Annotated in this window: 11 protein-coding genes; 6 read left to right on the top strand and 5 right to left on the bottom strand. The window is 75.1% G+C overall.

All coding sequences use genetic code 11. From position 1 onward, the window contains the following. Window positions 1-80: 80 nt before the first annotated feature. Together ppgK and map are read right to left on the bottom strand one after the other, a co-directional pair. On the bottom strand, window positions 81-848 hold the full coding sequence (gene ppgK, locus FBY24_RS14820) for a polyphosphate--glucose phosphotransferase (RefSeq protein ID WP_142161732.1): 768 nt from the start codon (window positions 846-848) through the stop codon (window positions 81-83). Then, window positions 845-1717, bottom strand: coding sequence for a type I methionyl aminopeptidase (gene map / locus FBY24_RS14825; protein ID WP_142161734.1), 873 nt, complete (start codon window positions 1715-1717; stop codon window positions 845-847). Before map ends, ppgK begins: the two co-directional genes overlap by 4 nt. A 65-nt stretch (window positions 1718-1782) precedes the next feature. Between map and FBY24_RS14830 the strand changes: the two genes are divergently transcribed. Then, window positions 1783-1956 (top strand): SPOR domain-containing protein, encoded by a 174-nt coding sequence (locus FBY24_RS14830; protein ID WP_142161736.1) that lies wholly within the window; start codon window positions 1783-1785, stop codon window positions 1954-1956. 41 nt (window positions 1957-1997) lie between these two features. Here the strand turns inward: FBY24_RS14830 and panB are convergent, their stop codons facing one another. Further along, on the bottom strand, window positions 1998-2816 hold the full coding sequence (panB, locus tag FBY24_RS14835; RefSeq protein ID WP_142161738.1) for a 3-methyl-2-oxobutanoate hydroxymethyltransferase: 819 nt from the start codon (window positions 2814-2816) through the stop codon (window positions 1998-2000). 159 nt (window positions 2817-2975) lie between these two features. Between panB and FBY24_RS14840 the strand changes: the two genes are divergently transcribed. The 4 genes from FBY24_RS14840 (at window position 2976) to FBY24_RS14855 (ending at window position 10865) form a co-directional block, all read left to right on the top strand. Beyond that, on the top strand, window positions 2976-4313 hold the full coding sequence (locus FBY24_RS14840) for a glutamine synthetase family protein (protein ID WP_140458722.1): 1338 nt from the start codon (window positions 2976-2978) through the stop codon (window positions 4311-4313). 4 nt (window positions 4314-4317) lie between these two features. Beyond that, complete coding sequence (locus FBY24_RS14845; protein ID WP_142161740.1) at window positions 4318-7353, top strand: bifunctional [glutamine synthetase] adenylyltransferase/[glutamine synthetase]-adenylyl-L-tyrosine phosphorylase; 3036 nt, start codon at window positions 4318-4320, stop codon at window positions 7351-7353. Between the two features lie 100 nt (window positions 7354-7453). Then, a complete protein-coding gene (locus FBY24_RS14850) occupies window positions 7454-8875 on the top strand; it encodes a hypothetical protein (RefSeq protein WP_255432419.1) in 1422 nt (473 codons plus the stop codon). A gap of 436 nt (window positions 8876-9311) precedes the next feature. Further along, complete coding sequence (locus tag FBY24_RS14855; protein WP_255432420.1) at window positions 9312-10865, top strand: DUF4153 domain-containing protein; 1554 nt, start codon at window positions 9312-9314, stop codon at window positions 10863-10865. A 132-nt stretch (window positions 10866-10997) separates the two neighbouring features. Here FBY24_RS14855 and glnA read toward each other — a convergent pair whose 3' ends face one another. Then, window positions 10998-12422 (bottom strand): type I glutamate--ammonia ligase, encoded by a 1425-nt coding sequence (gene glnA, locus FBY24_RS14860; protein ID WP_142161744.1) that lies wholly within the window; start codon window positions 12420-12422, stop codon window positions 10998-11000. Between the two features lie 258 nt (window positions 12423-12680). Here glnA and FBY24_RS14865 point away from each other — a divergent pair, with 258 nt between their 5' ends. Further along, on the top strand, window positions 12681-13178 hold the full coding sequence (locus tag FBY24_RS14865) for an RDD family protein (RefSeq protein WP_142161746.1): 498 nt from the start codon (window positions 12681-12683) through the stop codon (window positions 13176-13178). Window positions 13179-13248: 70 nt separating this feature from the next. Here FBY24_RS14865 and FBY24_RS14870 read toward each other — a convergent pair whose 3' ends face one another. Continuing rightward, window positions 13249-13974, bottom strand: coding sequence for a DUF4191 domain-containing protein (locus FBY24_RS14870; RefSeq protein ID WP_142161747.1), 726 nt, complete (start codon window positions 13972-13974; stop codon window positions 13249-13251). Between the last annotated feature and the right edge of the window lie 14 nt (window positions 13975-13988).

Below are 13988 nucleotides of genomic sequence, written 5' to 3' on the forward strand. Positions count from 1 at the left end.
GCGTGCCGGGTGGTGGACGGGGAGGTCCTGTGCACGTGCGGCCGGCGGGCCGCCGACCTTGCCCGGTCCGTCTCCTGGCGTCAGTGCGCGCGGTCGGCGGCCAGGCGGGCCGCCCCGACGATTCCCGCGGCGTTCCGCAGGCGGGCGGGGACGATCGGCGTGCGCAGGTCCAGCAGCGGCAGGAACTCCGCGTGCTTCTTGCTCACGCCGCCGCCGACGACGATGAGGTCGGGCCACAGCAGGTTCTCCACGACCGTGAAGTACCGCTGCAGCCGCTGCGCCCACTGCTCCCAGCTGAGGTCCTCGCGGTCGCGGACGGCCTCCGACGCGCGGGTCTCGGCGTCGTGCCCGTCGATCTCGAGGTGGCCGAGCTCGGTGTTGGGCACCAGCACGCCGTCGACGACGAGGCAGGTGCCGATTCCGGTGCCGAGCGTGACGACGAGGACGACGCCGTCGACGTCCTGCGCCGCGCCGTACTCGACCTCGGCGTACCCGGCGGCGTCGGCGTCGTTGACGGCGAACACCTTGCGGCCCGTCGCCGCGCCGACGGCCTTCTCGACGTCCGTCCCGATCCAGCTCTTGTCGACGTTCGCGGCCGACTGCGCCACGCCGTGCAGGATGACCGCGGGGAAGGTCACGCCGATCGGCACGTGCTTGTCGAGGTCGAAGGAGTCGACGACCTCGGCGACGGTCTGCGCGACCGCCGCGGGCGTCGCCGGCTGCGGGGTCGGGATCCGCAGCCGGTCGGCCGCGAACTCCCCGATCCGCAGGTCGACGGGGGCGCCCTTGATGCCGGACCCGCCGATGTCGATGCCGAACGCCGTGTCGTGCTTGGTGTGCTTGGTCATGGGAGCGTCAGGACCTCCGCGCCGGTGTCGGTGACGAGCAGGGTGTGCTCGAACTGGGCGCTGCGGCGCCGGTCGGCGGTGACGACGGTCCAGCCGTCGTCCCACATCTCCCAGTCCGCCGTGCCGAGGTTGAGCATGGGCTCGATGGTGAAGACCATGCCGGGCTCGATGACCGTGGCGTGGTCGGGGGCAGCGTCGTAGTGCGGCACGACCAGCCCGGTGTGGAACGCGGGGCCGACGCCGTGCCCGGTGAAGTCGCGCACCACGCCGTAGCCGAACCGGGCGGCGTACTTCTCGATGACCCGGCCGACCACGTTGATCTCGCGCCCGGGCCGGACGGCCTTGATCCCGCGCTCCAGGGCCTCGCGCGTGCGCTCGACCAGCAGACGGGTCTCCTCGTCGACGTCCCCGGCGAGGAACGTGGCGTTGTTGTCGCCGTGGACCCCGTCGACGTACGCGGTGACGTCGACGTTCACGATGTCGCCGTCCTCGACGACCGTCGAGTCGGGGATGCCGTGGCAGACGACCTCGTTGAGCGACGTGCACAACGACTTGGGGAAGCCGCGGTAGCCCAGCGTCGAGGGGTACGCGCCGTGCGCGACGAGGAAGTCGTGCCCGATCGCGTCGAGCTCGTCCGTCGTGACGCCGGGGCGTACGTGGCGGCCGACCTCCTCGAGGGCCTGGGCGGCGATCCGCGCGGCGACCCGCACACGGCCGACCGTCTCGGGGTCCAGCACGTCGGACCCGCGCCACGGCGCCGGTGCGGGCCGGTCGACGTACTCGGGCCGCGCGATCGCGGCGGGGACGGGACGGCGAGGGCTGACGCGCCCGGGGGACAGGGCGGCGCGCGACGCGTGGACCGGCGACATGCCTGGCAGTCTACGGACGTGCGGAGCGCCGGCACCTCGCGGGCGCCGCCGGAGAGGAGCCCGCCGTGGCCGAGGAGTACTGGTTCAACACCCGCACGCACGAGGTCGAGGCCGGCCGGCGCAGCGACTGGAGCCAGGTGATGGGCCCCTACGCGACGCGGGAGGAGGCCGAGCGGGCGCTGGAGACCGCGCGCCGGCGCACCGAGCGCTGGGACGCGCAGGACGCCGCCGACGACTGAGGGCGCGCCGAGCCCGGCGGGGTGGTCGGACCCGGCTGCGCTCAGGCGTCGAAGCGGTGCTCGGCGTCGGGGAAGGTGCCGGCGCGGACCTCGTCGACGTACGCGCGCGCCGCGGACGACAGCGCGGCGCCGACCTCGCCGAAGCGCTTGGCGAAGCGCGGCGACCAGTCGGTCATGCCCGCCATGTCGACCCACACGAGCACCTGGCCGTCGCAGCCCTCGCCGGCGCCGATCCCGATGGTCGGCACCCGCACGACCTCGGTCACGCGGGCCGCGAGCGGGGCGGGCACCATCTCCAGGACCACGGCCACGGCGCCCGCCTCGACGACGGCGACCGCGTCCTGCTGCAGGACGTCGGCGGCGTCGCCGCGCCCCTGCACCCGGGGTCCGCCGAGCAGGTGCTCGGACTGCGGCGTGTAGCCCAGGTGCGCCACGACGGGGATGCCCGCGTCGGTCAGCGCACGGATCTGCGCGGCCACGCGCACGCCGCCCTCGATCTTCACGGCCGAGACCCCGGCCTCCTTCATCATCCGCACGCCCGACGCGAGGGCCTGCTCGGGGCCCGCCTCGTAGCTGCCGAACGGCAGGTCCGCGACGACGAAGGCCCGCCGTGCGGCCCCCGCCACCGCCCGGGCGGCCACGACGAGGTGGTCCAGCGTGACCGGCAGGGTCGTGTCGAACCCGAGCATCGTGTTGCCCACCGAGTCGCCCACCAGCAGCATGTCGACGCCCGCGTCGTCGAAGATGCGCGCCGTCACCGCGTCGTACGCGGTGAGCATCGTCAGCTTCTCGCCGCGGTCCTTGGCCGCCTGCAGGTGGTGCACGCGCACGCGCGTCGGGCGGGGGGTCGGCTCGGTCATCGTGCTGCTCCGCGGGGCCGGGGTCTGGGGGTCGGGCGCGGGTCGCGCGCCGCCGTCGAGCCTAGTCCGCACCCGACCGTGCACCCGGTCGGGGGGACCTGGGGCCCGGCCGGTGAGCCGTGCCGCGCGCACCCGCCACGATCAGGCAGGATGTGCACCATGGACAGGCAGCAGGAGTTCGTCCTCCGCACCGTCGAGGAGCGGGACATCCGCTTCATCCGTCTGTGGTTCACGGACGTGCTGGGGATGCTCAAGTCGGTCGCCGTCGCGCCCGCCGAGCTCGAGTCGGCGTTCGCGGAGGGCATCGGCTTCGACGGCAGCGCGATCGAGGGCCTCACGCGGGTGTACGAGGCCGACATGATCGCCAAGCCCGACCCCTCGACGTTCCAGGTGCTCCCGTGGCGCGGCGAGCGGCACGGCACGGCGCGGATGTTCTGCGACCTCCTGACGCCCGACGGCGAGCCGTCGCTCGCGGACTCGCGGTACGTGCTCAAGCGCGCGCTGCACCGCGCCAGCGACCGGGGCTTCACCTTCTACACGCACCCCGAGGTCGAGTTCTACCTCTTCGACGCCCCGGCCGACCCCGAGCGCCCCCTGGTGCCGGTCGACCAGGGCGGGTACTTCGACCACGTGCCGCGCGGCACCGCGCACGACTTCCGGCGCGCGGCGATCACGATGCTCGAGTCCATGGGCATCTCGGTGGAGTTCTCCCACCACGAGGCCGGCCCGGGCCAGAACGAGATCGACCTGCGCTACGCCGACGCCCTGACGACCGCGGACAACATCATGACGTTCCGCACCGTCGTCAAGGAGGTCGCGCTCGAGCAGGGCGTGTTCGCCTCCTTCATGCCCAAGCCCCTGGCCGACCAGCCGGGCTCGGGCATGCACACGCACGTGTCGCTGTTCGAGGGCGACCGCAACGCGTTCTACGAGGCCGGCGCCGAGTACCAGCTGTCCAAGGTCGGGCGGCACTTCATCGCCGGCCTGCTGCGGCACGCCGCCGAGATCACCGCGGTCACCAACCAGTTCGTCAACTCCTACAAGCGGCTGTGGGGCGGGTCCGAGGCCCCCAGCTTCATCTGCTGGGGCCACAACAACCGGTCCGCGCTCGTGCGCGTGCCCATGTACAAGCCCGGCAAGGGCAACTCCAGCCGCATCGAGTACCGCGGCGTCGACTCCGCGACCAACCCCTACCTGGCGTTCGCGCTCATGCTCGCCGCCGGGCTCAAGGGCGTCGAGGAGGGCTACGAGCTGCCCGAGGGCGCCGACGACGACGTGTGGGAGCTCACCGACGCCGAGCGTCGTGCGCTCGGGATCGAGCCGCTGCCGACGTCGCTCGAGGCGGCGATCACGGTGATGGAGCGGTCCGAGCTCGTCGCCGAGACCCTCGGAGAGCACGTCTTCGACTACTTCCTGCGCAACAAGCGGCAGGAGTGGGAGGAGTACCGGGCTCAGGTCACGCCGTACGAGCTGCGGCGGTTCCTCCCCCTGGTGTGACGCGATGAGCGTCGCGGGTCGCGAGCAGACCCTCGCCGGGCGGCTGCGCCGTGCCGGCGTGGGCGACGTGCCGCGCGCCGAGCGGCTGCTCGCCGACCCCGCGCTCCTGGCCCTGCAGCCCGACCTGGACTCCCTCGTCCCCGCCCTGCGGGACGTCGGCGACCCAGACCTCGCACTGCTCGCCCTCGCCAAGATCGCCGGCGCCGTGCAGCGCGACGCGGAGCTGAGCGGCCTCCTGCGCGACATGCTCGCCGGCGAGGGGGAGGCCCGCACGCGGCTGCTCGCCGTGACCGGGGCGTCCCTCGCGCTCGGCAACACGCTCGCCGCCGACCCCCGGGCGCTGCACGTCGTCGTCGACCCGACCCCGGGCACCGGCGTCGACGCCGGAGAGGTCCGGGCCGAGCTGCTGCGTGCCGTCGACGCCGACCCCGACGCCCCCGTGCCCGTGGCCGGCACCGCGGGCGCGGCCGGGGTCGACGCCATGCGCCGCGCCTACCGGCGGCGCCTGCTGCGCATCGCCGCCACCGACCTCACCGTCGACGACCCCCTCAGCCGGCTGCCGGGCGTGGCGGCGGCGCTCGCGGACCTGGCCGCCGCCGCCCTCGAGGCGGCCCTGGCGCTGGCCCGCGCCGACCTGGACGACCACGGCGCGGGCGTCCGGCTGGCCGTCATCGGCATGGGCAAGACCGGTGGCCGCGAGCTCAACTACGTCTCCGACGTCGACGTCGTCTACGTGGCCGAGCCCGTCGACGGCACGCCCGAGGACGAGGCCATGGCCGTCGGGGCGCGACTGGCCGCCGGGCTCGCGCGTGCGTGCTCCGTCCCCTCGGGCGAGCCGGCGCTGTGGCCAGTCGACGCGGCGCTGCGCCCCGAGGGCAAGGACGGCCCGCTCGTGCGGACCCTCGCCAGCCACCGGGCGTACTACGGGCGCTGGGCGAAGACGTGGGAGTTCCAGGCGCTGCTCAAGGCCCGCCCGCTGGCCGGCGACCGCGACCTCGGCCGCGCCTACGTCGAGACCGTCAACCCGCTGGTGTGGTCGGCCGTCGAGCGCGAGAACTTCGTCGAGGACTCCCAGGCCATGCGCCGACGCGTCGAGCAGCACGTGCCCCGCGCCGAGGCCGACCGCCAGCTCAAGCTCGGCGTCGGCGGTCTGCGGGACGTGGAGTTCACCGTGCAGCTGCTCCAGCTCGTGCACGGACGCGCGGACGAGGCCATCCGCAGCCCCAGCACCCTCACCGCGCTCGCCGCGCTCGCCGCAGGCGGGTACGTGGGCCGCGAGCACGCCGGCCAGCTCGCGGTCTGCTACCGGTGGATGCGCGCCATGGAGCACCGCATCCAGCTGTACCGGCTGCAGCGCACGCACCTGGTGCCCACGGCCGACGGCGACCTGCGGCGGCTGGCCCGCACCCTCGGCATGCGGGCCGAGGGCCCCGACGGGCTGCTCGAGCGGTGGCGCAGCACCCGCCGCGACGTGCGGCGCCTGCACGAAGAGCTGTTCTACCGCCCCCTGCTGCCCGCCACGGCACGGCTGTCGACCGAGGAGGCCAGCCTCGCGCCCGACGCCGCCCGCGCCCGCCTCGCCGCGATCGGCTACCGCGACCCGGCCGGGGCCCTGCGGCACATCGGCGCGCTCACCGACGGCGTGACCCGGCGCGCGGCGATCCAGCGCCAGCTGCTGCCCGTCATGCTCGGCTGGTTCGCCGAGGGCCCCGACCCCGACGGCGGGCTGCTCGCGTTCCGGCGCCTGTCCGAGCAGCTCGGCACGACGCACTGGTACCTCAAGCTGCTGCGCGACTCCGGCACGGCCGCGCAGCGCCTCGCGACGCTGCTGTCGACGTCGCGCTACGCCGCCGACGCCCTCAGCCGCTCCCCGGAGTCCGTCACGTGGCTCGCGGCCGACGCGGACCTCGCTCCCCGGACCGCCGAGCGGCTCGCGGCCGAGGCCGACGCGGTCCTGCGCCGCGCGCACGAGCCCGTGCCCGCCGTCACCGCGCTGCGCGCCCTGCGCCGCCGCGAGCTGGCCCGCACGGCGGTCGCCGACGTGCTCGGGGTCGTCACCGGGGTCCGTGCCTCGCAGAGCCTGACCGTCGCGGCCGACACCGTGCTCGCCGGCGCCCTGCGGGTCGCCCAGGCCGAGGCGTGCGCGGTCCGCGGCCTCCACGAGGCACCGACCCGCCTGCTCGTGGTGGCCATGGGTCGGCTCGGCGGCGGCGAGGTCGGCTACTCCTCCGACGCCGACGTGATGTTCGTCCACGACCCTCTCCCTGGCGCCGACCCCGCCGTCGCCCAGGACGTGGCCCTGGCCACCGCGACCGGCCTGCGGCAGCTGCTCGGCGCCGTGGGCCCCGAACCCACGCTCGCGGTCGACGCCGACCTGCGCCCCGAGGGTCGCAACGGCCCCCTGGTGCGGACGTTCGACGCCTACGCCGAGTACTACCAGCGCTGGTCGTCCCCCTGGGAGTCGCAGGCGCTGCTGCGGGCCCGGCCCGTCGCCGGTGACACCGCCCTCGGCGAGCGGTTCGTCGCCCTCGTCGACCCGCTGCGCTACCCCGTCGACGGGCTCGACGTCGCGACCACGCGCGAGGTGCGCCGCATCAAGGCCCGCGTCGAGGCCGAGCGCCTCCCGCGCGGCGTGGACCCCACCCGGCACGTCAAGCTCGGGCGGGGCGGCATCGCCGACGTCGAGTGGACCGCCCAGCTGCTCCAGCTCCAGCACGCCCACGCCGTGCCCGCGCTGCGGACCACCTCGACGCTCGGGGCGCTCACCGCCGCGACCGACGCGGGCCTGCTGCACGCCGACGATGCGCAGGTGCTGCGCGAGGCGTGGGAGATGGCCTCGCGGGTCCGCGACGCCAACGTGCTGTGGACCGGTCGCGCCGAGGGCGCGCACGCGGACGTCCTGCCGCACGACCGGCAGGCGCTCGCCGGCGTCTCCCGGGTCATGGGGTACCCCGCCGGGTCGGGCGGCGCGCTCGAGCAGGACTACCTGCGCACCGCCCGCCGGGCCAGAGCCGTCGTCGAGCGCGTCTTCTACGGCTGACACGCCCGTCCGGGCCTCTCGCGCGCAGCGGCGCGCGGTGGGATGCTCGCTCGCAGGGCGGCGAAGCAGCGGCCCACGGCGCACGTCGGCGGGGGACCGGATGGCCGGCAGCAGCAGCACGAGCGGACGGCCGCCGGGCGCGCCCACGGACCACGCCCAGCCCGACGAGCACGACGACCACGCCGTGCTGCGCGCGCGCGTCGCGGCGCTGGAGGCCGAGAACGCCCGCCTGCGCGCCGCCACGCGCACCCCGCCCGCCGTCGCGCCCGGCGCCCCCGGCGCACCCGCCGCGTCGGCCGGCGGCGCCCCGCGTCGTGCCCGGCGGGTCGCCCGGGGCAGCGTCGTGGTCGCGCTCGTCGTCGTCGCGTCCCTGCTCGCGCCGGTCGCTGTCGTGTCGGCGTGGGCGCGCGGCGTCGTCGTCGACACGGAGCGCTACCTCGCGACGGTCGCACCGATCATCGACGCCCCCGCCGTGCAGGACGCCGTCACCCAGCGCGTCACCGTCGCCGTCGTCGAGGGCATGCGGCTCGAGGAGCTCGCCGCCGACCTCACCGCCGCCGTCGGCGAGCTGGGCCTGCCGCCACGCCTCGGCGTGCTCGCCGCGTCGCTCGAGGGGCCGTTGGTGGACGCCGTGACCGGGCGGGTGCGGCAGGCCGTGCACCGGGTGGTCACGTCGGACGCCGCGTCGTCCGTGTGGGCGCAGGGCCACCGGACGGTGCACGCCCAGCTCGTCGCCGTCCTGCGGGGCGACCCCGACGCCGTCGCCACGCTCGACGCGGACGGCACCCTCAGCGTCGACCTCGGCCCGGTCGTGGACGAGGTGCGGGCCGCGCTGGTCGCATCGGGCTTCACGCTCGCCGAACGCATCCCCGCGATCAACCCCACCTTCCCGCTGGTCTCCAGCCCCGACCTGCTGACCCTGCGGCAGGGGTACCGGGCGCTCGACGTGCTCGGCACCTGGCTGCCGTGGCTGGTGCTCGCGCTCTACGCGGCGGCCGTGCTCGCGGCCGTGCACCGGGCCCGGGCCGTGCTGGCCTGCTCGCTGGCGCTGGCCGGCACCATGGTGCTCCTCGCGGTCGCCGTCGCCGTCGGCCGGCAGGGGTTCATCGGTGCGCTCCCGCCAGACGTCCAGCGCCCCGACGCGGCGGTCGTCGTCTTCGACCAGGTCGTCTCGCTGCTGCGGGTGTCCCTGCGCGCGGTCCTCGTCCTGGCCCTGGTCGCCGCGGCCGTCGCCTTCCTGTCCGGGCGGTCCGCCGCGGCCGTCGCCGTGCGCGAGGGCGCCGCTGCGGCCGCCGCGTGGCTGCGCGGGGCGGGGGAGCGGCGCGGGCTGAGCAGCGGACCCGTCGGGGCGTGGCTGCACGACCAGCGTGTCCTCGTCCGCTCCTCCGTCGTCGTCCTGGCAGCCGCCGTCCTCGTCCTCGTGGACCGCCCCACGGCGGGGACCGTGCTGACCGTGTGCGCGGTCGCCGGGGCGGTCCTGCTCGTCACCGGGCTCGCCGCCCGCCCGCCCCACCCCTCCTGACCGCACGCCCCCTTCAGACCGCCCCGCCCCTCCTGACCGAGTCGAGCAGCGTCCCCGCAGACCGTGACCTCGTCGTGCGGTGCGGACCTGGACGTCGTCTGTGTGGAGGCTGTGCCGCAGACGTTCACGGGGCAGCACCCGATCGCCACCGAACTCCCGCACGAACACGGGCCGCGACGTCCTCCGGATCCCTAACGTCACGACCATGAGCCCTGACGGTGAGACCGGCCCCGAAGCCGCACCCGGAGCGGAACCCGCTCCCGCACCCGACGCCGCGACGCCTGCCCCGGCGCCCGGCCCCGCCCCGGCGTCCACAGCAGCGCGGGCACCTGCGCCCGCGACGTCCGCCGCACCCGCGACGTCCGCCGCACCCGCGACGGTTGCCGCACCCGCGACGGTCGCGGCGGAACCGCCTTCGCCGGCCGGCGCCGACGCCGTGCCCGGCCCCGTGCCGGTGGCCGTCGCCCCCTCGGCCCAGGACCGGCGGGCCGCGGTCGTCCACCCGCCGTACGGGCAGCGCCCGCCCTTCGTCCCGCCGCCGCCCGGTCCCGTCGACCGGGCGCTCGCGGCCTTCTGGGCGCACGGCCGCGAGCCTGCCGGGGTCCGCGTGCTCGGGCTGTGCGGTGCCGCCGGGATCGCGGGCGGCGTGCTGCTCGTCGGCCAGGAGCCGGGGCTGGGCGTCGCGCTCGCCGCCGCGGTGGTCTGGGCGGGCGCCCTGCCGGCCCTGTGGCGTCGGCGTGACGCCGTGGACCTGCTGGTCGTGACGCTGTCGGTGCTGCTCGTCTCGGTCGTGGCCGTCCGCTCCGCGGGGTGGGTCGTGTGGCTGTGCCTGCTCGCCGCGGCCTGGACGGCGACGTCCGCCGCGTCGGGCGCGCGCGCCGGGTGGGCGGTCGTCGCCGCACCGGCGACGTGGGTCGCGGGTGCCCTGCGGGCTCTGCCGTGGGTCCGCCACGGGCTCGGGCAGGCGGTCGGGGGTCGGCGGGCGCAGGTGCTCGCGTGGCTGCGGACGCTCGGGCTGACCACGGTGCTCCTCGTCGTGTTCGGTGCGCTCTTCGCGTCCGCCGACCAGGTCTTCGCCAGCTACCTGCCCACGTTCTCCTGGGGCGACCTGCCGGCACGCGTGGTCGTCGCCGTGCTCGTCGCCCTGGCGGCGGCGGCGCTGGCCACGCTCGCCCTGCACCCGCCCGTGTGGTCGACCGCGCGGGTCCCGGAGGGCCGGCCGGCCGAGCGGACGGCCTGGCTGACACCCGTCGTCGCCCTCGACGCCCTCGTGCTCGCGTTCGTGGGCGTCCAGGTGGGTGGCGTGCTCGGCGGGCACCAGCACGTCCTCGAGACCGCGGGCCTGAGCTACGCGCAGTACGCCCGCGCCGGGTTCGGCCAGCTCGTCGTCGTCACGGTGCTGACGCTCCTCGTCGTCACGGTCGCCGCCCGGCACGCCCCGCGGGCCACGCGCCGTGACCGCATCGTGGTCCGCGCCGCCCTGGGCACCCTGTGCCTGGGCACGCTCGGCGTGGTCGCGTCGGCGCTGCGCCGCCTCGACCTGTACGTCGAGGCCTTCGGGCTGACCCGCCTGCGGATCACCGTGGCCGTCGCCGAGGTGGTCATGGGGGCCGTGCTGGTGTTGCTGCTGGCCGCCGGGGTGCGGTGGAGCGCCCGCTGGGTGGCCCGCACGGTCCTCGTGGTCGCGGCCGTCGCGGTGCTGGGACTGGCCGCCGTCAACCCCGACGCCCTCATCGTCCGCAACAACACGACCGCGGACCTCGTGGTGCCGCTGGACGTGGACTACCTGCGCGGGCTGTCCGCCGACGCCGTGCCCGCCGCCGCCGAGCTCGACGAGCCGCTGCGCTCGTGCGTGCTCTCCGGCATCCGGACCGAGCCCGCCGAGGACGGCCTGGGCTGGAACCTGGCCCGGGAGCGGGCGACGTACACCCTGCTCAACACGGGTCTGCTCGACGCGTCGGTGCCCTGCCAGGGGGTCTCGCGCCCCTGACGGACCGTCTCGACCAGGGTCGGGCCGCCGCCGTCGGGCGGCAGGACGGCGGCACCCCCGCCGCCACGAGGGCGACGGGGGTGCCGGTCCAGCAGGCCCACGGCCCCTGGGAGCAGCCAGGGGCCGGGACGATCAGACGTCGAAGTAGAGCTCGAACTCGTGCGGGTGCGGCCGCAGACGGATCGGGTCCACCTCGGCGGAGCGCTTGTAGTCGATCCACGTCTGGATGAGGTCCGGCGTGAAGACGTTGCCGGCGGTCAGCCAGTCGTGGTCGGCCTCGAGGTTGTCCAGCACCTCGGCGAGCGAGCCGGGGACCTGCTGGATGAGGGCGTGCTCCTCGGGGGGCAGCTCGTAGAGGTCCTTGTCGACCGGCTCCGGCGGCTCGATGCGGTTCTGGATGCCGTCGAGGCCGGCCATGAGCATGGCCGCGAACGCGAGGTACGGGTTCGACGACGGGTCCGGCACGCGGAACTCGATGCGCTTGGCCTTCGGGTTCGAGCCCGTGACGGGGATCCGGATGCACGCGGAGCGGTTGCGCGCCGAGTACACCAGGTTGACCGGGGCCTCGAAGCCGGGCACCAGGCGGTGGTACGAGTTCACCGTCGGGTTGGTGAACGCGAGCAGCGCGGGCGCGTGCTTGAGCAGGCCGCCGATGTACCAGCGCGCCATGTCGGACAGGCCGCCGTAGCCCTTCTCGTCGAAGAACAGCGGCTCGCCGTCCTTCCACAGCGACTGGTGCACGTGCATGCCCGAGCCGTTGTCGCCGAAGAGCGGCTTCGGCATGAAGGTCGCGGTCTTGCCGGCCTCGTGCGCGACGTTCTTCACGACGTACTTGAAGAGCTGGACCTTGTCGGCCGACTTGGACAGCTCGTCGAAGCGGTAGTTGATCTCCGCCTGGCCGGCCGTGCCGACCTCGTGGTGCGCACGCTCGACCTGCAGGCCGAGGGCGTCGAGCTGCAGCGAGATCTTGTCGCGCAGGTCGGCGAAGTGGTCGACCGGCGGCACGGGGAAGTAGCCGCCCTTGTAGGGCGTCTTGTGGCCGAGGTTGCCACCCTCCTCGACGCGGCCGGTGTTCCAGGCCGCCTCGATGGAGTCGATGTAGTAGTACGACGCGTTCTGCTTCGTCTCGAAGCGCACGTCGTCGAAGATGTAGAACTCGGCCTCGGGCGCGAAGAACGCGGTGTCGGCGATGCCGGTCGACTTCAGGTACGCCTCGGCCTTGGCGGCGACCTGGCGGGGGTCGCGGCTGTAGGGCTCGTCGGTGTACGGGTCCACGATGTGGAAGTTGATGTTGAGCGTCTTCTCCGTGCGGAACGGGTCCACGTAGGCGGTCGTCACGTCGGGGATGAGCTTCATGTCCGACTCGTGGATCGCCTGGAACCCACGGATCGAGGAGCCGTCGAACATCTGGCCGTCGGTGAAGAAGTCCAGGTCGACGGAGGCGGCAGGCACGTTGAAGTGCTGCATCACGCCCGGCAGGTCGCAGAACCGCACGTCGATGAACTTGACGTCCTCGTTCTTGATGAACGCCAGGACTTCCTCTGGCTTGGTGAACATCCGCTGCTCCTCGGGTGGGGGGTGCCCGGTCGTCCCGGGCACCAGTGAGGCTAGGAGCGAGGGGTTACCCCGCGGTGGCACAACTGTTTCCAGCAGGTTACGGACCAGGCTGCCAGGTAACGATCGCACGACGCGCCCGGCGCGTCGGAGCACGCGGACCGGTGCGTGCGGTCTGCTCGCGTCCGCCCGCGCGCGGGAGCCCGCGGCAGCGGCCGGTGCGGGACCGTGACCCTGCAGGTCGCGACCTAGGCTGGTGCCATGACGCGACGCGGATCGACGGGCTCGTGGCTCGAGGGCGGACCGGCGGGGGAGCCGGGCCCCGACGGCGGCGCGGACCGCCTCGGGCTGCCGGAGGCCGGGCCCGGGTCGCGCGGGGGCCTGGGGCGCCGCCTCGTCGCGCTCAGCGTGGACTGGCTCGCCTGCCTGGCGGTCGCCTCGGTGATCGCACCGGCCACGGCCGAGGGGCTCTTCCTGCTGCGCGCCGACCCGATGGTGACCCTGGCGGTCTTCGCGGTCGAGAACGTCGTCCTGGTCGGCACGCTCGGCACCACGCTCGGGCACCGGCTGCTCGGTCTGCGGGTCGCACCCCTCGGGGTCGTCGACGGCTCCTGGGCGCTCGGGGCGCGCGCCCCCGGCCTGCTGCGGGCGGCGGGCCGCACGGTGCTGCTCTGCCTGGTGATCCCCGCGGTCGTCTGGGACGGCGACGGGCGCGGCCTGCACGACCGCGCCGCCGGGACGGTGATCGTGCGCCGCTGAGGCGCCCGCGCGAGGGCCCGGCCGGGGTCGAGGGGCCCGGCCCGCGCGCGGGCGGCGTCGGCCGCTGCGGTCAGCGGCCCCGCATGCCCTTGCGGTCGGGGCGCGCGCGCATCGGGTCGACGCCCTTGGGCAGCGGCAGGCGGGCGGCGCCGAGCGACGTCACGCGGCGCAGCACCTCGCCGACCTCGGCCTTGGTCAACTGCGGCTTGAGCTTCTGCACGGCACGGGGCAGCTTGCGCAGCGGCACCTGGCCCTCGTCGTTGCCGCACTGGATCAGGTGCACGGGCGCGCCCGAGACCACGCGTGCCGTGCGCTTGCGCTCGGCCTCGAGCAGCTTGCCGACGCGGTGCGCCGGACCCTCGCTGACCAGGACGACGCCGGGACGCCCGACGCCGCGGAAGACCATGTCCTGCGTGCGGGGGTCGATCGCGACGGGCTCCTCGGCGAAGGTCCAGCCGCGGCGCAGCGAGCCGAGCGCGGCGCGCGCGGCACCGGCCTGGCCCTCGATCTGGGAGTAGGCCGCGGTCTCGGCGCGGCGGGCGAGCACGAACATCGCCGCCAGGATCGCGAACGGCAGGCTCAGCAGGGTCACGTACACGACCTGGCCGATGAGCACGCCGATGATGACGCCCAGCGCGACCGTGCCGACGAACGCGGCGAGGATGATCCACGTCGCCGCGGGGTCGTGCCGGCGCGTCATGAGGTACGCCTGCCAGACCTGGTGGTACCAGCGGACCTTCTTGACCTTGCCGCCGCCTGCGGGGGCCGGTCCGGCGGTGGAGCGCTCGCGTGCCATGGGCCGGGAGTCTA

The organism is Cellulomonas sp. SLBN-39, assembly GCF_006715865.1.
Classification (GTDB): domain Bacteria; phylum Actinomycetota; class Actinomycetes; order Actinomycetales; family Cellulomonadaceae; genus Cellulomonas.